Origin of the sequence: Immundisolibacter cernigliae (assembly GCF_001697225.1) — a bacterium.
Classification (GTDB): Bacteria; Pseudomonadota; Gammaproteobacteria; order Immundisolibacterales; family Immundisolibacteraceae; genus Immundisolibacter; species Immundisolibacter cernigliae.
In genome coordinates this window covers 2,411,900-2,432,815 of the sequence record NZ_CP014671.1, presented here as the reverse complement: position 1 = coordinate 2,432,815, position 20,916 = coordinate 2,411,900, and the positions used below count along the sequence as shown (strand labels likewise).

The 20,916-nt window shown below is 69.0% G+C and carries 19 protein-coding genes and 1 pseudogene; 11 read left to right on the top strand and 9 right to left on the bottom strand.

From position 1 onward, the window contains the following. Positions 1–16 precede the first annotated feature (16 nt). Both pgeF and rluD read right to left on the bottom strand, forming a co-directional pair. Complete coding sequence (pgeF, locus tag PG2T_RS11570) at positions 17–754, bottom strand: peptidoglycan editing factor PgeF (RefSeq protein WP_068805575.1); 738 nt, start codon at positions 752–754, stop codon at positions 17–19. After that, positions 747–1,703: a 23S rRNA pseudouridine(1911/1915/1917) synthase RluD gene (gene rluD / locus PG2T_RS11565; protein ID WP_145931082.1), complete on the bottom strand. Its 957-nt coding sequence runs from the start codon at positions 1,701–1,703 to the stop codon at positions 747–749. The genes pgeF and rluD overlap by 8 nt, the downstream gene beginning before the upstream one ends. A 68-nt stretch (positions 1,704–1,771) precedes the next feature. Here rluD and PG2T_RS11560 point away from each other — a divergent pair, with 68 nt between their 5' ends. Further along, entirely contained in the window at positions 1,772–2,575 is an 804-nt protein-coding gene (locus PG2T_RS11560) for an outer membrane protein assembly factor BamD (RefSeq protein ID WP_202816333.1), read from the top strand. Positions 2,576–2,607: 32 nt separating this feature from the next. After that, positions 2,608–3,129: a nitroreductase family protein gene (locus PG2T_RS11555; RefSeq protein WP_068805568.1), complete on the top strand. Its 522-nt coding sequence runs from the start codon at positions 2,608–2,610 to the stop codon at positions 3,127–3,129. Positions 3,130–3,154: 25 nt separating this feature from the next. Here the strand turns inward: PG2T_RS11555 and PG2T_RS11550 are convergent, their stop codons facing one another. Further along, complete coding sequence (locus PG2T_RS11550; RefSeq protein WP_068805558.1) at positions 3,155–4,378, bottom strand: MFS transporter; 1,224 nt, start codon at positions 4,376–4,378, stop codon at positions 3,155–3,157. A gap of 265 nt (positions 4,379–4,643) precedes the next feature. On the opposite strand from PG2T_RS11550, the gene PG2T_RS11545 reads away from it, so the two are divergent. Then, positions 4,644–5,300 carry a hypothetical protein gene (locus PG2T_RS11545; RefSeq protein ID WP_068805554.1) on the top strand — a complete coding sequence of 219 codons (657 nt, stop codon included), beginning with the start codon at positions 4,644–4,646 and terminating at the stop codon, positions 5,298–5,300. Here PG2T_RS11545 and PG2T_RS11540 read toward each other — a convergent pair. Further along, a complete protein-coding gene (locus PG2T_RS11540; RefSeq protein WP_068805551.1) occupies positions 5,248–6,291 on the bottom strand; it encodes a tRNA (5-methylaminomethyl-2-thiouridylate)-methyltransferase in 1,044 nt (347 codons plus the stop codon). The genes PG2T_RS11545 and PG2T_RS11540 overlap by 53 nt on opposite strands. A gap of 80 nt (positions 6,292–6,371) precedes the next feature. Between PG2T_RS11540 and PG2T_RS11535 the strand changes: the two genes are divergently transcribed. Continuing rightward, complete coding sequence (locus PG2T_RS11535) at positions 6,372–7,517, top strand: efflux RND transporter periplasmic adaptor subunit (protein WP_068808298.1); 1,146 nt, start codon at positions 6,372–6,374, stop codon at positions 7,515–7,517. Between the two features lie 91 nt (positions 7,518–7,608). Continuing rightward, complete coding sequence (locus tag PG2T_RS11530; protein WP_068805548.1) at positions 7,609–9,537, top strand: MacB family efflux pump subunit; 1,929 nt, start codon at positions 7,609–7,611, stop codon at positions 9,535–9,537. A gap of 43 nt (positions 9,538–9,580) precedes the next feature. Here the strand turns inward: PG2T_RS11530 and PG2T_RS11525 are convergent, their stop codons facing one another. After that, positions 9,581–10,579: a class 1 fructose-bisphosphatase gene (locus tag PG2T_RS11525; RefSeq protein WP_068805546.1), complete on the bottom strand. Its 999-nt coding sequence runs from the start codon at positions 10,577–10,579 to the stop codon at positions 9,581–9,583. 118 nt (positions 10,580–10,697) lie between these two features. Here PG2T_RS11525 and PG2T_RS11520 point away from each other — a divergent pair, with 118 nt between their 5' ends. The 3 genes from PG2T_RS11520 to PG2T_RS11510 all read left to right on the top strand — a co-directional run bounded on the left by PG2T_RS11520 (position 10,698) and on the right by PG2T_RS11510 (position 13,301). Further along, entirely contained in the window at positions 10,698–11,291 is a 594-nt protein-coding gene (locus PG2T_RS11520) for a 2-hydroxychromene-2-carboxylate isomerase (protein WP_068805543.1), read from the top strand. 196 nt (positions 11,292–11,487) lie between these two features. Further along, complete coding sequence (locus PG2T_RS11515; RefSeq protein WP_068805540.1) at positions 11,488–12,249, top strand: SDR family NAD(P)-dependent oxidoreductase; 762 nt, start codon at positions 11,488–11,490, stop codon at positions 12,247–12,249. Between the two features lie 107 nt (positions 12,250–12,356). Continuing rightward, positions 12,357–13,301 carry a class I SAM-dependent methyltransferase gene (locus PG2T_RS11510; protein ID WP_083214898.1) on the top strand — a complete coding sequence of 315 codons (945 nt, stop codon included), beginning with the start codon at positions 12,357–12,359 and terminating at the stop codon, positions 13,299–13,301. A 64-nt stretch (positions 13,302–13,365) separates the two neighbouring features. Here the strand turns inward: PG2T_RS11510 and PG2T_RS11505 are convergent, their stop codons facing one another. Further along, on the bottom strand, positions 13,366–15,480 hold the full coding sequence (locus PG2T_RS11505) for a protein-disulfide reductase DsbD family protein (protein WP_068808292.1): 2,115 nt from the start codon (positions 15,478–15,480) through the stop codon (positions 13,366–13,368). Then, a complete protein-coding gene (locus tag PG2T_RS11500; protein WP_068805538.1) occupies positions 15,467–15,739 on the bottom strand; it encodes an Rdx family protein in 273 nt (90 codons plus the stop codon). Before PG2T_RS11500 ends, PG2T_RS11505 begins: the two co-directional genes overlap by 14 nt. 57 nt (positions 15,740–15,796) lie before the next feature. Here PG2T_RS11500 and PG2T_RS17050 point away from each other — a divergent pair. Continuing rightward, positions 15,797–16,447, top strand: a pseudogene (locus tag PG2T_RS17050) (NYN domain-containing protein); the annotation flags it as partial. A gap of 533 nt (positions 16,448–16,980) precedes the next feature. Here the strand turns inward: PG2T_RS17050 and PG2T_RS11490 are convergent. Continuing rightward, the gene (locus PG2T_RS11490) at positions 16,981–17,901 is read right to left on the bottom strand and encodes an AEC family transporter (protein ID WP_158513194.1); all 921 of its coding nucleotides are present in this window, start codon (positions 17,899–17,901) and stop codon (positions 16,981–16,983) included. A gap of 276 nt (positions 17,902–18,177) precedes the next feature. Here PG2T_RS11490 and PG2T_RS11485 point away from each other — a divergent pair, with 276 nt between their 5' ends. Beyond that, positions 18,178–19,149 carry an IS481 family transposase gene (locus PG2T_RS11485; protein ID WP_068802899.1) on the top strand — a complete coding sequence of 324 codons (972 nt, stop codon included), beginning with the start codon at positions 18,178–18,180 and terminating at the stop codon, positions 19,147–19,149. Positions 19,150–19,171: 22 nt separating this feature from the next. Here PG2T_RS11485 and PG2T_RS11480 read toward each other — a convergent pair whose 3' ends face one another. Further along, positions 19,172–19,417 (bottom strand): hypothetical protein, encoded by a 246-nt coding sequence (locus PG2T_RS11480; protein WP_068805533.1) that lies wholly within the window; start codon positions 19,415–19,417, stop codon positions 19,172–19,174. Positions 19,418–19,824: 407 nt separating this feature from the next. On the opposite strand from PG2T_RS11480, the gene PG2T_RS11475 reads away from it, so the two are divergent. Continuing rightward, on the top strand, positions 19,825–20,271 hold the full coding sequence (locus PG2T_RS11475; RefSeq protein ID WP_068805530.1) for a hypothetical protein: 447 nt from the start codon (positions 19,825–19,827) through the stop codon (positions 20,269–20,271). Positions 20,272–20,916 lie beyond the last annotated feature (645 nt).

Below are 20,916 nucleotides of genomic sequence, written 5' to 3'. Positions count from 1 at the left end.
GGTACAGCCTAACCGCTCAGGCCGCGCGCCAGACCAGGCTGGCCATGCGTCCGGTGACGCCGTCGCGGCGGTAGGAATAGAACCGCTCGCGGTCGGCCACCGTGCACATGTCGCCGCCGTGGACGCGCTGCACGCCGGCAGCGGCCAGATCGCGCCGCGCCAGACCATACAGGTCCGCCAGCCAGCGCCCGACCGCGCCCGCGCTAAAACAGCTCGCCGCGCCCGGATCGCGCCGCACGAAAAGCTCCCGCACCTCGGTGCCGACCTCGAAGGCGGCGGGACCGATGGCCGGGCCCAGCCAGGCGCCGACGGCGCCCGGTGCCGCCGCAAAACGCGCCACGACGCGGCCGACGATGCCGGCCGCCAGACCGCGCCAGCCACAGTGCACGGCGGCGACCTCACGGCCATCGTCGCTGCACAGCAGCAGCGGCAGACAGTCGGCGGTGAGCACCGCGCACACCACGCCCGGGCGATCCGCGTAGCGGGCGTCGGCCGCGATGCCCGGCGGATCGTCGGCGTCCGCAACTGCGACGCCGTGCACCTGCGACAGCCACAGCGGCGGCGCCGGCAACCCGAGCGCCTGCATCAGGGCGGCGCGATTGGCGGCCACGGCGCGCGGATCGTCGCCGACGTGATCGCCCAGATTGAAGCCCCCGTAAGCGCCGAGGCTGACACCGCCCAGGCGCGTCGTGCTCGCCGCGCGCACGCCGGGCGGCAAGGGCCAGTCGGGCGCGAACACCCCGAGCTCAGGCACCGGCCTGCTCCGTATCCCGCGCCAGCACGTCCAGCAAATCCGCCATGTCGGCCGGTAGCGGGGCCGCGAATTCCAGCGGCTCATCGCTGATCGGATGGGCCAGCTCCAGGCGCGCCGCGTGCAGCGCCTGCCGGTGGAATCCGCCCAGCGCGGCCACGCACTCGGCACTGGCGCCAGGCGGCAAGCGCAGGCGACTGTAGGTCGGGTCCCCCACCACCGCATGACCGATGCTCGCCAGGTGCACGCGAATCTGGTGCGTGCGGCCGGTCTCCAGCATGACCCGCAGCAGCGTGTGCTGGCGAAAACGCTGCGCCACGCGATAGTGCGTCACCGCCTCGCGGCCGCCCTGGCTGACCGCCATGCGCGTGCGATCCGTGCGGTGCCGGCCGATCGGCGCGTCCACGGTGCCGCCGGCGATGATCTGGCCCTGCACCAGCGCCAGGTATTCGCGGTGTACCTCACGGGCGGCGAGTTGATCCACCAGACGCTTGTGCGCCGGCAGCGTGCGAGCCACCAGCAGCAGGCCGGTGGTGTCCTTGTCCAGACGATGCACAATGCCGGCCCGCGGCACATCGGCCAGGCCCGGATCGTAGTGCAGCAGCGCGTTCATCAGCGTGCCGACCGGATTGCCGGCGCCCGGATGCACCACCAGACCCGCCGGCTTGTTCACCACCAGCAGGTCGGCGTCCTCGTGCACGATGTCGAGCGCAATGGCCTCGGCCGCCGGCACTGCATCGGCGTTCTGCCGCGGCACCTGCACGCAGATCTGCTCGCCCCCGCGCAGACGGCCGCTGGCCGCCAGCTGCGCGCCGTCCACCGCCACCCGGCCTGCGCGGATCCACTCCTGCAGACGGCTGCGCGAGTATTCCGGCAACAGCAGGGCCAGCACCTGGTCCAGCCGCTGACCGGCCAGCTCGGGGGGTGTTTGATATAGTTCGCGCGCTTCCATGTGTGTCCCTTGCCGCATTGCGCGCCATTCTAAGGCGCGCCGCGGCCCTGCCCTGCCGAGAATCGCCCGTGCCCCTGTCGCCCCGTGTCGGCCTGCGTCTGTGCTGCCTGGCCCTGATTGCACTGCTGGCTGCCTGCGGCGGCGAGCCGGGCACCAAGAAAACCGAAGATCGCACCGAAGGCTGGTCGGTGGAAAAGCTCTACCAGGAAGCCCGCAAGGCCACGCTCGACGGCGGCTACCAGGAAGCCATCGACCTGTACGAGAAGCTCGAAGCGCGCTACCCCTATGGCGTCTACTCGCAGCAGTCCCTGATCGACGTCGCCTACGCCTACTACAAGAACGGCGACGCGGAACTGGCCATCGAGGCCGCCGACCGCTTCGTGCGCCTGTATCCGCTGCACCCGAATGTCGAGTACGCCTACTACCTGAAAGGCCTGGTGCACTTCAGGCGCGAAGTGTCGATCCTGGAAAAGTGGCTGCCGCAGAACCTCGCCGCGCGCGACATGAACAACGCCCGCCAGGCCTTCGACAACTTCGGCCAGCTGCTGCGCAGCTTCCCGGACAGCCGCTACGCCCCGGACGCCCGCCAGCGCATGGTCTATCTGCGCAACCAGATGGCCGAACAGGACATCCTGGTGGCCCGTTACTACATGAAGCGCGGTGCCTACCTGGCGGTGGCCGCCCGCGCCCGCCACGTTGTCGAAACCTACCCGCGCAGCGCGTTCACGCCCGAAGCGCTGGAACTGATGGTCACCGCGTACCGTATCCTTGGGCTGGAAGCGCAGGCCAGCGACGCCCTGCGCGTGCTGAACCTGAACTACCCGAGCCATCCGGCCACCGAGCGGGCCGGCAAACTGGCCACCGTGCAGTAAACGCCGCCCGGCGCGGCGAGGAGCGTGCCGCCATGTGGGACTTCTTCCAGACCGTACGCCACCGCCACTCGGTGCGTCGCTACCAGCCGGACATGCCGGTGGAAGCGGAAAAACTGCACGCCATCCTGGAGGCGGTATCGACCGCCCCGTCGGCCGGCGACTTGCAGTCCTACCACGTCTACGTGCTGACCTCGTCGGCCAGCCGCGCGCGGCTGCAGGAAGCCGCCCCGGATCAGACCTTCCTCGCCGAAGCGCCACTGGCGCTGGTGTTCTGCGCCGATCGGGAACGCCCGCGCGAGCGTTTTGGCGCCCGCGGCTGCGAGCTGTTCGCCACCCAGGACGCCACCATCGCGGCCGCCTTCGCGCAGCTGGCTGCCGTCGCCGCGGGCCTGGCCTCGGCCTGGGTCGGCCGCTTCGACCGCGAGCAGGTGTGCGCCCAACTGGAACTGGCGCAGCACCTGGACCCGGTGGCCATCATCAGCGTCGGCTACCCGGCCGAGCTGCCTGCACCCACGCCACGGCGCCGGCTGGACGAGGTGGTGACGCGGCTGTAGCGCCCGCCGACCGGCCGCAGTCGACTCAGGCAAGCGTTCGACTGCCCGACGCCGGCAGCCACAGCGCGCAGGCGCACAGCCCCGACACACCGGCAACGGAAGCCCACGCCGTAGCGAAACCGGGACCGTCGGCCAGCGCGCCGAACACCACCGGCCCCAGCACGAAGCCGCCCCAGGCGACGTTGATCAGCAGACCGACCGCGGTTCCGGCCACGGCGATGCCGACCGACTCGGCGATCACGATCATCAGCAGGCCCTGCCAGCCCATGGCGCAAAAGCCGTACAGCAGGCCGACCACCGCCGGCACGATCAGCGGGCCATTGGCCGGCAACAGCGCAAGCGCGGTCGCCGCGACTGCGGTGAGAGCCATTACCAGCGCCAGGCAACGAGCACGGGCGTGGGTGAAGAAACGGTCCGCGATCACGCCCCAGGCGACCCGGCCCAGCGCCGCGGCGAGCAGGGCGCCGCTGAGCAAGCTGCCGGCGGCTGCGGCTGCAATGCCCTGGCGATCGGTCAGGAACAGGACAAAAAATGTGGTCATCGCGATCTGCGCGTAGGCGATGAACGGCGCCAGCAGCAGCAGGCGCACGAATGGCCGGTTCGAAAAAAGCTGCCCGGCCACGGCCTTCAGACCGGGTCTGGCGGCCCCCGGCCCGGCGGCCAGATCTACCGGCCGCTCGCGATACAACAGGCCGCTGAGCACCGCCGCGAGACCTGCGCCGGCGGCCACCAGCAGTACCGCCATGCGCCAGCCCAGCCATGACGCCAGACCCGGCAGCGCCGCCGCGGCCAGCGCCGCGCCCAGCATGTTGCCGGTCTGGCGCATGCCCATGGCCGTGGCGCGCCGCTGCGGCGGAAACCAGTGCAGCACGCCGCGGGCGCCCACCTGGTTGATGGCGCCGTTGCCAAGGCCGCACAAACCGGCCAGCACGGTTACCGTCAGCAAGCTGCCGGCGCGACTGAGCAGCGCCAGCGGAATTGCCATCGCCAGCAGACAGGCCAGCAGCAACCAGCGCCCGTCGAAGCGATCGGCCAGCACGCCGGCCGGCACCGCCATCAGCGCGCCGACCACGTAGAAGGCAGACTGCACGGCGCCGAACTGGGCCTTGCTGACCGACAGCTCGGCCACCAGGAACGGCGCCAGCGGACCCCACAGATATGAACCGGATGACATCGCAATCTGGCCCACGATCAGCAGCGCCAGCATGGTCCAGGCGTTGCGCCAGGCCGCTGGCTGGACAGCGCTCACGCGGCCGGTCCGGGCAGATTTGCCGGATCGGCGCGGCGGTCCATGTCGATGAACCCGCTGTGGTCGGCCAATGCCGCGCCGCAGCGGCGCAGCAAATCACGCGGCAGGATCATGCACATCTCCTCCTCGGTCAGGATGCCGGAACAGGCCATCCCTGGCCGTCATCGAGTCAGCGGCGAGCGCGCGAGCCTGGGCAAGCGCTGAATACCTCAGCCTTTCCCTAAAATGCGAACAGGCGCGTCATCGCGCGCCGGAGGGTACCGCAATGAAACACCTGATCGGATGCCTGCTGGCTGGCCTGATCGGCGTCGCCGGCGCGGCCGGGGACGACTTCGACAGCCGCTGCGGCCGATTCGTGCCGCCGCTCATCGCACCCACGGCGCAGACCGGCGTCGTGATCGTCGACGCCGCACTGCGCGCCTACACGCCGCTCGAGATGACGGTCGACCATGGGGTCGCCGTTCTCAGCGGCATCGGCAAGGGGCTTGGCATGCACCGCAGCAGCTACCAGTGCGCCGAGTTCATGGTCATTCCGGACCTGGCGCCGGGACGCTACCGCCTGGTGTCCCTCGAAGGCCGCATCAGCAGCATCACGCTGACGCGGCGCTTCCTGTATCCGATGCCCGGCGATGGCTATCACATCGTGAACCCGCACGACTGGCGCGAAGGGCCACAGCTGTACCGGGTCCAGCCGCGACGCACGCCGGAGCTGGAAATCGAGGTGCGGGCCGGCGAGGTGAGTTATCTGGGCCGGCTGCAAGTGGTGCGAAGCCCACCTTCCATCCACGCCGTCGGCATCGAACGGCAAGCCGACGCCGCGCGCGAGCGGGCCGCGCGCGAGCGGCTGCGGCAGCTCAGCGGCGCGGCGGCTACAGGTGCCAGTGCGCCGGCAACTGCGCCACCGGCAGCGGCGCAACCGTAATTTCCAGCGGCTGGGCACCCAGCGGCGTGTAGCGCACGGTGACCTCCGCCGCCTCGCGACCCTGGCTGTAGCGGCCGACGATGCGCGCCGCCAGCTCGAGGTCGGCCTCGTCCAGCACACCGTCCACCAGGGTCAGCGGACCGCCGTGGCTGATCGGCTCCAGGTGCGCGAACTGGCGCCGATAGCCGGTCAGGAAGTTGTTCTCGCCGTCCTCGCGCGCCACGATCATCTTGAAATTCGGCCGCGGGCGCAGGTGCCGGCCCACCTTGAGCAGCATGATGTCGTCGAGTTCGTATTCCTTGCTGCCGCGCGCCTGCCACAGGTCGGCCAGCTTGTGGCTGTAGTTCGGATCGGTCAGGAAACAGCAGCCGCCAGCCGGCTGCGCCCATTCGGTGAAGCCGAAGGTCTCGGCCAGCGCCATCTGCGGCTTGCGGCTGCGGCCGTTGAAGTCGTACAGACGCTCGCGATCCACCCAGCCTTCGCGTTCCGGCAGCGTCTCGGGCAGCAACTTTGCGCACAAAGGGCGCAGCAAGCGGTCAAAGGCTCCGGACTCGCGGGCGATGATCGGCATGGTCTGCTTGCGCTGCGACATCGGCCGCTGGCCGATCACCTCGCCGGTGATGATGAAATCGAAGCCGTTTTCCTGCATCCAGGCCCGCGCCTGGCCGACCATGAAACCCTTGCAGTCCAGGCACGGGTTAAGGTTCTGCCCGTAGCCGTGCTTGGGGTTGATGACCACCTCCTTGTACGGCTCGATCACATCCACGATGTGCAACCGGATACCGAGCTGCTCGGCCACCCACAGGGCGTTGTTGCGCTTGGGCTTGGCGCGGTCCTGGCGGCGGATGGCGTGCGTGTGGCCTTCCACGCAGAAGCCGGTGAAGAAATTGATGCCTTCGACATGGATGCCCTGCTCCAGCATGACCTTGGCGGCCAGCATGGAATCGAGCCCGCCGGAGATCAGGGCAACGGCCTTGCGTGGGGAGTTCATGGCGGTGGGAACACGGTGCGGGGGGCCGACTATGGTACCGGTGCGGCCGCAATCACATGGAAAACACGGGTTTTGCAGACATGAACAAGCGTTGGATAGCCGCCATCGTCCTGCTGGCTCTGGCGGGCGCCGGATTGGCCCTGTGGCAGCGCGACACGCCGGCCGCACTGCCGGCCGGCCTTGCCTTCGAGCCGGTGACGCGCCGGGACCTGACCGAAACGGTCACCGCCCAGGGCAAGCTCGAGCCCAAGTCCTACGTCGACGTGGGCGCGCAGGTGTCCGGACAGCTCAGCCGCCTGCACGTCGAAATCGGCGACGTGGTCGAAAAAGGCCAGCTGATCGCCGAAATCGACCCGCGCATTTTTGCCACCCGCGTCGCCAGCGGCCAGGCGCGCATCGCCTCGCTGACTGCCCAGCTTGCCCAGCAGCAGGCCGTGCTGCAAAACAGCCGCCTCATACTGGAGCGCAATCGCGGCCTGATCGCCGAGCAGGCCACCAGCCAGGAGCAGCTCGAACAAAGCGAGGCCGACCTGCGCGTGGCCGAGGCCGCGGTCAAATCCATCGCCGCGCAGATCGAGGAGGCCCGCTCCACCCTCAGCGGCGACCAGACCAATCTGGGCTACACGAAGATTTACGCCCCGATGGCCGGCACGGTGGTCACGCAGACCTCGCGCGAGGGCCAGACCCTGAACGCCAACCAGATGGCACCGGTCATCGTGCAGATCGCGGACCTGGACACCATGACCGTGCGCGCCCAGGTGGCGGAAGCGGACGTGATGCGCATCCGCCCCGGCACCGCCGCCGAGTTCACAACGCTGGGCGCGCTGGACCGGCGCTGGCAGGCCACCGTGCGCCAGGTGCTGCCGTCGCCGGAAGTGCTCAACGAAGTGGTGCTCTACAACGTGCTGGTGGACGTCGACAACCGCGATCGGCAGCTGATGAACGGCATGAGCACGCAGGTGTTCTTCATTCTTGGCGAGGCCAGGAACACACTCGCCGTGCCCACGTCGGCGCTTGGCCAGCGCCGGCCGGACCAGGACCAGCCCGGCACGCAGGCCTACGAGCTGCGCGTGCGGGAGGGCGAAACACTGGCCACCCGCGTGGTGCAGGTGGGCCTGCTGTCGCGCCAGTTCGCGCAGGTGCGCAGCGGCCTGGTCGAGGGCGAGCAGATCGCCATTCCACGCCCGGCCGAGACCAAGGCGGCGCGGCGGCGGGGCTTTTTCTGATGGGAAGCTCGAAGCAACCCTCCCCGGGTTTTTTGCGGGACGGCCTGGTTGCCCGCAACGGCCGGCGCGAAACGCGTTCCGAGGTGGCCTGATGCCGCTGCTGGAACTGACCGACATCGCACGCCACTACGGCAGCGGTGCCGGGCAGGTGCGGGCGCTCGACGGCGTGTCGCTGAACATCGAGGCCGGCGAGTTCGTGGCCATCATGGGCCAGTCCGGCTCCGGCAAGAGCACGCTGATGCACATCATCGGCTGTCTGGACCGGCCCGACAGCGGCCGCTACCGGGTCCGCGGCCAGGACGTGGCGGCGCTCGATTCCGACCAGCTGGCCGCGCTGCGCCGCCAGACCTTCGGCTTCGTGTTCCAGCGCTACAACCTGCTCGGCGGCGCCAGCGCGCAGGCCAACGTGGAGATGCCGGCCATCTACGCCGGCCTGCCCAAGACCGAGCGGGCAGACCGCGCGCGGCGCCTGTTGGACGAACTGGGTCTTGCCGACCGCGCCGGGCACCACCCGAACGAACTGTCCGGCGGCCAGCAGCAGCGGGTCGCCATTGCCCGTGCGCTGATCAACGACCCGCCGGTGATCCTGGCCGACGAACCGACCGGGGCGCTGGACAGCAAGAGCAGCGCGGAATTGATGACGCTGCTTGAGCGCCTGCACCAGGCCGGGCGCACGGTGGTGCTGATCACGCACGATGCCCAGGTCGCCGCGCACGCCCAGCGCGTGGTGCGCATCGCCGACGGGCGCATCGTGGACGATCAGCCGGCCGACCGGGCACAAGCGCCCACGCCCGCCGGCGTGGCGCCGGCCGAGCCCGCCACCGTGCTGGTGCCGGAACTTGGCGAGGCCACGCGCATGGCTCTGCGCTCGCTGCGCGCCAATGCCCTGCGCACCGCGCTGACGCTGCTGGGCATCGTCATCGGCGTGGCGTCGGTGGTGGCCATGCTGGCGGTCGGCGAAGGCGGCAAGCAGCAGGTGCTGGCCCAGATCACCGCCATGGGCACCAACCTGATAATGGTGCGGCCCGGCGCGCCCGGCATTCGCGGCGGCGGCGATGTCGTCACCTTGGTGCCCGAGGACGCCACCGCCATCGCCGCCCTGCCCAACGTGCTGCAGGTACTGCCGGAACGCAGCAATCGCCTGACCGTGCGCGCCGGCAACGTCGACTACCAGACCACCGTACAGGGCAGCGACACCGGCCTGCCGGACGTGCGCGACTGGCCGGTGGCCGCCGGCAGCTTTTTCGGCGAACGCGACCTGCGCGGCTATGCGCCGGTGGCAGTGCTGGGGCAAACCGTGGCGCAGACGCTGTTTCCGGGCGGCGTCGATCCGGTCGGGCGCTACCTGCTGGTGCGCAACGTGCCGTTCGAGGTCATCGGTGTGATGGGCGAGAAGGGCGCCTCCAACTGGGGCGGCGACCAGGACGACGTGGTGCTGGTACCGATCACCACCGGCTTCGTGCGCCTGTTCGGGCGGCCGTACCTGAACGCACTGACCGTCAAGGTGGCGGACCTGGCCACCATGGATGCCACGCAGGAGGCCATCCGCCAGCTGCTGATCGCGCGTCACCGCACCGAGGACTTCAGCGTACGCAACCTGGCGTCGATCCTGGATGCCGCCAGCACCGCCTACAACACGCTCACGCTGATGCTGGGCACCGTGGCCGCCATCTCGCTGCTGGTCGGCGGCATCGGCGTGATGAACATCATGCTGGTCAGCGTCACCGAGCGCACGCGCGAGATCGGCATCCGCATGGCCACCGGCGCGCGCATGCGCGACATCCTGCTGCAGTTCAACACCGAGGCGGCCGTGGTGTGCACGGTCGGCGGGCTGTTTGGTTTGGCACTCGGCTTTGGCGTCGGCCTGGCGCTGCGCCTGGCCGGCATGCAGGTGATCTTCGCCGCCACGCCGGCGGTCATGGCCTTCCTGTCCGCGGTAGGCACCGGGCTGGTGTTCGGCTATCTGCCGGCCCGCAAGGCGGCGCGGCTGGATCCGGTGGTGGCGCTGGCGGCGGAGTGAGCGGCGGCGCCAGAAGCCAGGCAGTCGGACCGCTGCACGCCGCTCAGCCGGCCCGGTGGTACGCGACCACGGTGTCGACCTCTTCCTTGGAACCCAGGATCACCGCCACGCGCTGGTGCACTTTCTCGGGCGGGATATCCAGAATGCGCTCGTAGCCGGTGCTGGCCGCGCCGCCGGCATGTTCCACCACGTAGCCGATCGGGTTGGCCTCGTACATCAGGCGCAGCTTGCCGGGCTTGCTGGCGTCCTTGGTGTCACGCGGATACATGAAGATGCCGCCGCGGGTCAGCAGGCGGTACACGTCGCCCACCATCGAGCCCACCCAGCGCATGTTGAAGTCCCGCCCGCGCGGGCCGTCCTTGCCGGCCATGCACTCGGCGATGTAGCGCTGCACCGGCGGCTGCCACCAGCGCTGGTTGGAGGCGTTGATGGCGTACTCGGAGGTGCGCTCCGGGATGCGGATGTCGGCTTGCGTGAGCAGGAACTCGCCGCTGACCGGGTCCAGCGTGAAGCCCTGCACGCCGTGGCCGAAGCACAGCACCATCACCGTGGCCGGGCCGTACACGGTAAATCCGGCGCAAACCTGCGCCGTGCCCGGTTGCAGAAAATCCGCATCGGTCAACCCGGCGGCGCCGCTGCGCGCCCGCAGGATCGAGAAGATCGACCCGACCGAGATGTTGACGTCGATGTTCGACGAGCCATCCAGCGGGTCCAGCAGCACCAGATAGTCGCCGGTCGCGCCGGGCACCGGGTACGGACCGTCGAGTTCCTCGGATGCGATGCCCGCCACCGCGCCGGTCCAGGACAGCGCCTGCAGGAAGGCGTCGTTGGCCAGCACGTCGAGCTTTTTCTGCGTCTCGCCGGAGGCGTTGGAGGTTTCGACCGCGCCCAGCACCCCGGCCAGGGCAGCGCGCGTCAGCGCCGCCGAAATCTCCCGGCTGGCGGCGCCGATCTGCTGCACCACAGTAACCAGGGCGGGATCCAGATGCCCGGCACGGGCGGCCAGGGTAAGGTGCTGAAGCAGGGAAATGCGCTCGCTCATGGGACTGTCCTGGCTACCGGAAAGACGGCGGAAATGGCTGGGCAGGATAGCCGATCACCCGCAGCACCGGCAGGCCGCGCGGACTGATAATCTGCGGCCAATCAAGAGGAGGCAGCGCATGAGCAGGCACGTTCCGGTGACGGTGTTCTTCAACTTCCGCAGCCCGTACTGCTACCTCGCGTCGAAGTCCATGTTCGGCATCCTGGACCGCTTCGACTGCCACTTCGAGTGGCGGCCATTGGGCGGCTGGGACGGCCGCTCGTCGCCCGAGCGCGCCAAGGGCAAGCTGCCGATCGCCCGCCAGGACGTGCGCCGCTGGTGCCGGCGCCTGGGCATCCCGTTCAACCCGCCGCCGGTGACCACCGACCCCACGCGCGCCGGCGCCGGCTCGCTGCTGGCCGAGCAGCAGGGGCGCCTGCGCGAGTACGTGGTGGAGCTGATGCACGCCGAATGGGGCGAGGGCCGCGACATCGGCGACATCAACGTGCTCAGGGACGCCGGCCGGCGGGCAGGACTCGATCCGGCCGCGCTGGCCGCGGCCGTGGACGACCCGGCCTTGCGGGGGCGTCTGGCCGAGCACATGCAGCAGGCACAGGCGGTCGGCGTGTTCGGCGTGCCCAGCTTCGTGGTCGGCGAGGAGGTGTTCTGGGGCAACGACCGGCTGGATTTTCTGGCCGAGCATTTGACCGAGCTTGGCGCGGCGCGTGCCTGAAGGCGCCCCCGCCAACGGCACGGCTGCTGCGCCGGAGCGCTACCGATTAGGGACCGGCGTCGATGTGGGAACGGCGCCCTCGCCGCGAATCTCCAGATCACCCTTTCGCCCCCCCCCCGGCAGGTCTCCCGCGGGGGCAAGCCGGCTTCAAACCTGAGCGTATTTTTTCCAACACACACAAGACAGGAGAAACAGCATGGGACGTGTCAGCGGCAAGGTCGTGTTCATCACCGGCGCGGCATCGGGCATGGGCCGCGCGCATGCACTGCGCCTGGCCGCTGAGGGCGCCAGCCTGGCCATTACCGACCGCGACCAGACGGGCCTGGCCGAAACGCTGGCGGCGGCTCAGGCCAGGGGTGCCGAGGCGGCCGCCTGGCCGCACGACGTAACCGACGAGGCCGCCTGGGAAGGCGTGGTTGACGCCGCCTGCGTGCGCTTTGGCCGCATCGACGTGCTGGTAAACAACGCCGGTGTGTCGAGCAGCACCGTTTCGGTCCTCGACATCGGCGTCGACGAGTGGGATCGCGTGATGGCCATCAACGCCCGCGGCGTGTTCCTGGGCGTGCGTACTGTGGGCCGGAAAATGCGCGATCAGGGCCGCGGCGGCAGCATCATCAACATCTCGTCCGTGTTCGGCATCGTCGGCGGAGCGATGGCATCCGCCTATTGCGCCAGCAAGGGCGCCGTGCGCCTGCTGACCAAGGCCGCCGCGGCGGACCTGACGGCATTCAACATCCGCGTCAATTCGGTCCATCCCGGCCTGATCGATACACCGATGCTGGACGGCCTGCTGGCGCGCGAGGGCGAGGTCCGCGACCGCATGCTCGGCGTGCAGCTACAGCGCCGCGCCGCCGATCCGGACGAGGTGTCCTCAGCGGTGCTGTTCCTGGCCTCGGACGAATCGTCCTTCATGACCGGCTCGGAAATGGTGGTCGACGGCGGCTGGACGGCACGTTAGGGAACTGCAGGAGCCCGGCTGCGGCGGGCGGTCAGCCGATCAATCGCGCCGCGCAGCTGCGCTCCTGATGTTAGGCTCGGGGAACGCCCGCACAGGAGGAGTTCGCCATGAAGCTGCACATACTGGCTACCGTCGCGTTTGCCCTGAGCCTTGCCGGCTGCGGCCGCGAACAGGCCGAACCCGAATCGGCGTCCGCGCCGGCAGCACCCACCGCGGCTGTGCAAGCCGACGCACCGACCGCGTCCGTCGCAGCGCCGGCGCCGCAGGCTCCGTCACCCGCAACGACGCTGGAGAGCGTGATCGCCGGCGACTGGCGCGATCCGGCCAACGTGGCCCGCGACATCTGGCGGCATCCGAAGGAAACGCTGGATTTTTTCGGCGTCAGCGCCGATCAGCGGGTGCTCGAGATAGCGCCCGGCCGCGGTTGGTACACGGAAATACTGGTGCCATTCGTGCGCCAGCAGGGCCACTACGTCGGCGCCATCTCGGACCCGGCCGCGGCGCCCGACGAGCGCGTGCGCGAGTACTTCACAAAACAGAACGCCGACCTGCGCGCCAAGCTGGCGGCCCGGCCGGACATCTACGGCCAGCCCACACTGCGCGAAATCGACGCCGCCAGGCCGAACTTCGGCGCGACGGACTCCATCGACACCGTGCTGACCTTCCGCAACGTCCATAACTGGCTGGCGGCCGGTCAGGCCGAGGCCATGTTCAAGGGCTTTTACGAGGTGCTGAAACCCGGCGGCGTGCTGGGCGTGGTCGAACACCGCGCGGCCGGCGACGTGCCCGACGGCGACAAGTCCGGCTATGTCGGCCAGGATCAGGTGATCGCGCTGGCCCGCGCGGCCGGCTTCGAACTGGAGGCCAGTAGCGAGATCAACGCCAACCCGGCCGACACCAAGGACCACGAAGCCGGCGTGTGGAGCCTGCCGCCGTCGCTGCGCCTGGGCGACAAGGATCGCGAGAAATACCTGGCGATCGGCGAATCCGACCGCATGACGCTGCGCTTTCGCAAGCCGCTCGCCGAGCCGGCCGGGCAGGCCACGCAGTAATCGACGGTCGGCCGGTCCCGGGCTGCCCACTGGCCTGGCCCACCTGCGGCAGCGCGACCGGCGATCAGTCCGCCAGCGCCTCGAGCACCAGCCCCGGCGTGAGCACCGCCGGCAGCAGCTGCGGCGGCGCGCCGGGTGGGTAGTACACATACAGCGGCACACCGCTGCGGCCGAAACCGGCCAGCGCCTGCGTGATCGCCGGGTCATAGCGCGTCCAGTCGGCCTGCAGCGTGACCACGCCGAGTTCGGCAAAGCGGGCCGCCACCGCCGCCGTATCCAGCGCCACCTGCTTGTTCACCTGGCAGCTGATGCACCAAGCGGCCGTGAAATCGACGAACACTGGCCGGCCGGTGGCGCGCAGTGCGTCGACCGCCGCCGGCGACCACGGCTGCCAGTCGATGCCGGCCGCAGTGGCCGTCGAGAGAGTCGCCTGATTTTCGGCGACCGCCGCCGGGCGCATGGCCGCCGCAAAGCCCAGCACCGCCGCCACGCCCAGGCCGATCACCACCACGCCGCCGGGCAGCCAGCGCCGTGCGCCCCGCTGCGCATGCCCGACCCCCCAGGCGGCGAAGCCGACGCCCAGCGCCGCGAGCAGCAACAAGCCGACCGCATCCACCCCGGACTGGCGCCCGAGCACCCACACCAGCCACACGGCGGTGGCGAACAGCGGAAACGCCAGCCCCTGCCGCAGCGTAACCATCCACTGCCCCGGCCGCGGCAGGCGCGCCAGCAGTCCCGGCAACTCCGCCAGCAGCAGATACGGCAGGGCCATGCCAAGACCGAGCGCCGTGAAGATGGTCAGCGCCTCCCAGGCCGGGCGCGCCAGCGCAAAGCCGAGTGCCGCACCCATGAACGGCGCGGTGCACGGCGTGGCCACCAGCACCGCCAGCGTGCCGGTCAGGAACGAGCCCGGATAGCCGGCCGGCTGCGGCGCGCTGCCGGCCAGGCGCGACAGGCCAAGACCGACCTCGAAGACACCCATGAGGTTAAGGCCCACCGCCGTCAGCAACAGCGCCATGGCCGCCACGAAGCCGGGTGACTGCAACTGAAATCCCCAGCCGACGCCGCCGCCGGCCGCGCGCAGCGCCAGCAGCAACCCGGCCAGCAACCAGAAACTGACCAGCACGCCGCCCAGGAACGCCAGCCCGTGGCGCCGCACCCGGCCCGGATCGCCGTGCGCGAGCTGGATGAAGCTCAGCACCTTGACCGACAGCACCGGAAACACGCACGGCATGAGGTTCAGGATCAGCCCGCCGAGCACCGCCAGACCGGCGGCAAGCGCAAGGCCCATGCCGCCGTCCGCGGCCTGCACCGACACTGGCTGCCCGGCTGGCGCAGCGGCAGCCAGCGACTGGATCGGCACATCCACCGCCAGCGCCCGCACCTGACCGGCGGCATCCCAGCCGCGCTCATGCACCAGCACACCGGTGAGGCGCTCCAGCGGTCCGGCGGCCGTCAGCGTCAGCCGCAGCCGATCGTCCACGCGCTCCAGAACCTGCGCCGCCGCGTGCCGGAACTGCCCCTCGCGGTCCGGGAAGAACTGCGCCGTGCCCGGCGCCACGCCGGCCGGCCAGTCCAGGTACACCCGATCGCCGAAGCGGCCGGCGCCGAGCAGCACTTCCGGCAAATGGCGCGGCAGCCGCGCGCGGGCGTCGGCAATCGCCCGTTGTCCGGCCGGGTCCGGATCGGCCCGTTCCAGCAGCGGCAGGTCGAGCGCTAGCTGCGCCTGCTCGGGCAGGCACAGGTCCTTGCAGATCAGGTAATGCACCGTGCCACGCAGGCTGACCTGCCCCGGTCCGGCCAGCGTGCCCGGCGGCGTCACGGCCACCGGCAGCAACACTTCGTCCTCGTAGCCGTAGGTCACCACCGGCGGTGGCGACACCTGCCTTGGATAAGGCCACTCGATGTCGCCGGCGCTGAATCCTGGCGGCAGCTGCCAGTCGATGCGCGGCGCCTGTCCGGAATCGCCGGGGTTTTGCCAATAGATGTGCCAGCCACGGTCCAGTTTGAACCGCACGCCGAGCGCAAACGGCTGGTCCGGCAGCACGCCGCGCACGTCGGCCAGCAGTTCCACGCGGGCATGCGGTCCCTCGGCCTGCGCCGCGGCCAGGCCCGGCAATACGGCCAGCGCCAGCAGCAGCCGGCGCGCGCCCTGCCGCCAACGCTCAGCGGTCCACATGGCCAAGATCACGGCCGGGGGCGACGCAGTCGCGCACCCGTTGCTTCAGTTCCTTGATGTCCGGAAAGCGCCCCTCGGCGCCGCGCGACCAGATCAACACATCATCCACGTGCACCTCGAACACGCCGCCGCGACCGGGGCGCAGGACCACCTCAGCCAGTTCATCCTCGAAGCTGCTCAGCAGCTCCTGCGCCATCCAGGCGGCGCGCAGCAGCCAACGACATTGCGTGCAATAGGTGATCGCGACGCGGTGCGTCATGGGGGATCCTCGCTGGGTGCCTATAATGGCCGCGCCCTTCGCCCGCCAGGAAACCCCGTGAGCACCCCGACCAGCCACCGTACGCCGATTCTGGCCGTGTTTTGTGACTTCGAGAACGTGGCGCTGGGCGTGCGCGACGCCAAGTATGACCAGTTCGACATCCGCCGGGTTCTGGAGCGGCTGCTGCTGAAGGGCCCGATCGTGGTCAAGAAGGCCTACTGCGACTGGGAGCGCTACAAGAAATTCAAGCCGGCCATGCACGAGGCCGCCTTCGAGATGATCGAAATCCCGCACCTGCGCCAGTCCGGCAAGAATTCGGCCGACATCCGTCTGGTCGTCGACGCGCTGGACCTTTGCTACACCAAGGGCCACGTCAACACCTTCGTGATCATCTCCGGCGATTCGGACTTCTCGCCGCTGGTGTCCAAGCTGCGCGAGAACAACAAGGAAGTGATCGGCGTGGGCGTGGCCAGTTCCACGTCGGACCTGCTGATCGCCAACTGCGACGAATTCATCTACTACGACGACCTGGTGCGCGGCGACACGCCCAAGAAGCCGGCCGCCCGCCGGCGCAGCGCCAAACCCAAGGCGGCAGCCGCGACGCCCGCCGAGCCACCGGCGCCGCTGATGGCCACCGAACAAGTGGCGGCCGAAACCTCACCCGAAGAACCGAAACGCAAGTCCCGCTCGCGCGGCGGGCGGCGTAAGCGCGGCGAGACCGTCGCCGTCACCGCCGACAATCTGGGCAATCTGTTCGACAGCCTGCCGGACGGTGCGCCGGACACGGCGCCTGCACCAACCGATCCTGAGGACGACGGTGAGCTGACGACCGATGCCAGCCGCTCCACCAAGGGCCTTGGCCTGATCATGGAAACCGTCGGCGCGCTGGTCGAGGACCGCGGCGAGGAGCAGAAAATCTGGGGCTCGATGGTCAAGCAGACCCTGCGTCGGCGCCGGCCGGGCTTCAACGAGCGCTTCTACGGCTTTCGCAGCTTCAACGCCATGCTGGAAGAGGCCGCCGAGCGCGGCTGGCTGACCCTGGAACGGGACACCAAATCCGGCGGCTACATCCTGCACCCGATCGAAGGCGCCTACGTACCAACCGTGGTCGAGTACGCGGACGACGGCGAGGACGAAGACGGCGAACAGCCGGCCATGCCCGACTGAACCGGAAGCCTGCGCGGAAAGCGCCCGCTACGGGCGCTGTTTGGCGAGGCGAGGATGATCGGCAAGCGCATGCATCATCCAATCCAGCCTTGCAGATAGGGCGCAACGAGCACGTAGAGCACCGTCGTCACGGTGAGCGCGGCGGTGAACAACGCCGAATCGAGCTTGAAGCGCTCGCAGATCGCGATGCCCACGGCCACCGACGGCGCCGCCGCCACGATGGTCGTGGCAGTCAGCAGCGTCCCGTCGAGGTCCAGCGCCCGCGCCGCCAGCAGGCACACCGCCACGCCCAACACCGGCCGCAGCAGCACCACCGGCACCAGCACCGACAAGCGCGACAGGCCCTTGAACGTAAACGTGCTGCCGACCACGAACAACAGCAGCGGCACCGAAGCCTGGCCCAGCACGCCAAAGGCGTGAACCACGCTGTCGGGCACCGCCACGCCGCTGGCGTTGACCGCCAGCGCGACCAACGTGGCCCAGAACGGCGGCATGCGCAGCACCACCAGCGCGCTGTTCCAGCCGACCGCCGCGCCGCCGAACCAGGCCGCCAGCGCCACCCCCAGCGACCAGTGCACCGGCACCGTGGCGAACATCTCGTACATCAGCGGCACGCGCGTGGCGGTGCCGCCAAACAGGCCCTCCACCACCGCCAGCGCGGCGCCCAGGCCGTTGCCGAAACCGACTGCCAGCACCGCCGCCCCGGCCTCGGCGCGCGTCAGCCGCCCGGCTCGCAGCATGGCGCCGAACACCAGCAGCCCGGCGCCCAGGCACGCGCCGATCGTGACCAGCGCCACCAGCGGCACGCGGTACAGCGCCGGCTCCGGGTGGGCATTCAGGAACACGCCAAAAATCAGCGCCGGCACCAGCAGGTTGATGACCAGGGTGTTCAGGACCTGACGCACCTGCTGCATCGGAATACCACCCGGCAGCACCTGCCGCCAGGCCAGACCGGACGCCAGAATCAGGATCATCGGCAATAGACGTTCGTACATTTCGAACAGTCCTCGCGCTGCGCAGCTACAAAAAAAAACCGCCATCCGCGGACAGCGGCGGGCGGTGACTGGCATCTCTTGCCCGATAGCCGGCAATGCTCAGGGCAGGCAATCCCGCCCGGGCGCCGGAAGAGCGGACTTATGGAGTGTCCGGCCGGGTAGCTGTTCCATCCCGGATCATCATATAGTTCCGTCTCGGTCCCCGCTGCTGCTGGCGCGCGAGGTGTTCCGGGAGCTGGCAGGGGACGGGAAAGCGGTTGATCGGGAGGTGTCCGCATGCTGATTGCACTGCACAAACAAGCCCGCACCACGCCCCACGTGCGGGCGCAGATCGCGGCCAGTGATGAGCCGGTGGCGGTGCTGGCCCGCCGCTTTGGCGTCACCGAGCCGACGATCTACAAATGGAAGCGGCGCCCGGATGTCTACGACCGGCCGCACACCGCGCACCGCCTGCAAACGACGTTGACCCCCGGCCAGGAGGCGATCGTGGTCTACCTGCGCCGGGCCCTGCTGCTGCCGCTGGACGACCTGCTGGCGGTGACGCGCGAGTTCCTGTGTCCGGACGTGTCCCGCTCCGGGCTGGACCGCTGCCTGCGCCGCCACGGCGTGGGCAACCTGCGCGCCCTGCGCCCGGCGCCGGACAAAGCGGTCAGCAAGACCTTCAAGACCTACGTGCCCGGCTTTGTGCACGTCGACGTGAAGTACCTGCCGCAGATGGCCGACGAGGACCGGCGCCGGTTCCTGTTCGTGGCCATCGATCGGGCCACCCGCTGGGTTTACGTGGCCCTGAAAGCCGACAAGAGCGCGCGCTCGGCGCGCGCCTTCCTCAGTGCCCTGGCCACGGCCTGCCCGGTGCGCATCACGCGCCTGCTCACCGACAACGGCACCGAGTTCACGGACCGGCTGTTCGGGAGCCGGGCGCGGGCCCCGACCGGGACGCATGAGTTCGATCGCCTGTGCCAGGAACTGGGCATCGAGCACCGTCTGACGCCCCCGCGCCACCCGCAGACCAATGGCATGGTCGAGCGCTTCAACGGGCGCATCGCGGACCTGCTGCGCACGCACCACTTCAGGTCCAGCGAGGACCTGGAGCAGACCCTGCACCGCTATGTCACGCTCTACAACCACCACTTGCCGCAGAAGGCACTGAACGCCCAGACTCCGGCTCAAGCGCTTCAGCACTGGTACGCTTCAAAACCGGAGCTGTTTCATCGAAGGCCAAATAATCGGCCGGGACGTGACAGGTAGCCCGTCCGGATCGGATGCGCCGTTATACGGCTTCGATCGACACGTTCTCGATCGGCAAGACGCGGCGTACCTGTTCGGCCTTGGCACGGGTGGAGAAGGTCATCGCCATGTCGATCCACGGCACCCAGCACACCGGATCCACACTGTTCAGATAGGCTTCCCTATCCGTGGTCAGCCGCTCGCGTTCATAAATTTCTCCGCTCTCGCGATCGAGGAACTTGCCCTTGGAAAGGGTTTTCTTGGTCTGCTTTACGATCAGATATGCCATGTATAGGTAATGACTAAAGATGGGGAATTCATGAATGAATGATTCTATTCAACACCCCGGTTTATTACCGGAGCCAGGCCGCCGCTTGTAACGAATTCCGGCTTCCACCGGACCGACGTACCTGAATGAATCCGCATTCCCTTACCGGAGACTGACAAGACCCGCCCTACACAAAAGACCGAATCTCGCGCAACACACTCGACAAGGCGAACACCCCGAGGCCTAAAAATGAAAACCAAGTCTAACACCGGCGCCGCGCGTGAATCTGCGCAGGCACAAAAACAACGGGCGACGTCTCCGCGGTACGCCGCATATGCAGTCCGGACACCACCCCAAACGGCGTACGCTTTTGCGCCCATGACAGCCCCGCCCAGCATCCAGAGCCTGTACAGACCTTCGCGGCCGAGGTGGCGGCCAAGTTCGCCGCCCTCGCCGCCGGCCAGCCGGAAGACCAGCTGTGCGGCCCGACCGAACGCCTGCTCACCGCCATGGGCACGATGGAGGGACTGGTCGTCGCGGCCAAGGACGAAAGCCTGCTGCCGGATCAGTCCGGCCGGCCGCACTCTGCCGTCACCGTCGGCGCCATGCTGTGCGGCTACGTGGAACAGGAGGCGCCGGGCACCGGCGTGGCCGTGGGCCGCTACACCGGCCACAACCGCCAGCAATGGCAGCGCTCGACGCCCCGCCTCGATAACGGCGATGCCCCTCGCGCCGGCTGCCTTCAGATCACGCCATCATCAGGTCCGGCAATGACGCCCGGCCACACCATGCCGCCGACACCCACCCGCAGCCAGTCCTGCTCGCGCAACCGGCGCAAGTCGCGCTGTTTGGTCTTGTCCGTTTTATCGCGGTAGAGGGTCTGACAGGCCGAGCCTTGACGCAGCTTGATCGCGGCGAGCCGAAGAAGCGCCGATGCGCATCCTGAACGCACATCAGCGGCAATTCCAGTGCCTGCAGGTCCAGGCCGCCCTGGAAGGTGAACGGGCCGAAGCGGTCGGTCTGAACTCGCCGGGCAAGCTTCTGTAGGTTCTGGATGTCCACCAGAATGTCCCGTTGTATGGTCAATAACTTGCTTATAAGACGGCCAGTTGCCGCTTATGCGCTTGAAACACGTTGCCTGGAATGTCCGCCATTTTGTCCGCTTCGGACACCTTGGCCGTCGTCCGCTTCGTCGACATCGAAGACGACCAGGGGCGGCCGTTCGAGCGCCCTTGGTCAGCCGCCGCGCCGGCCAGAAACCGCCGGATGCCGGCCCGGCCCACTTCCGGGCCGTCAGGCGGCCCTTCCAGACGGCCGATGCCAGCGCCCGGCCGTCGGCCACCCTCTGAACCCACAGCGTGCGTCCCATCGGGACCGGGCTACCGGGTTTCAGGAACTCGCGTGCCCGAAGCAGTGTTTCGGGCGATGGGCAGTTGAAATCGATCACGGGGACACCTCCGAAAAGCACCGCCGGAAGTCAGCGGTATCGGGATGTCATTCAATGCCGGGAATTGTGGGGA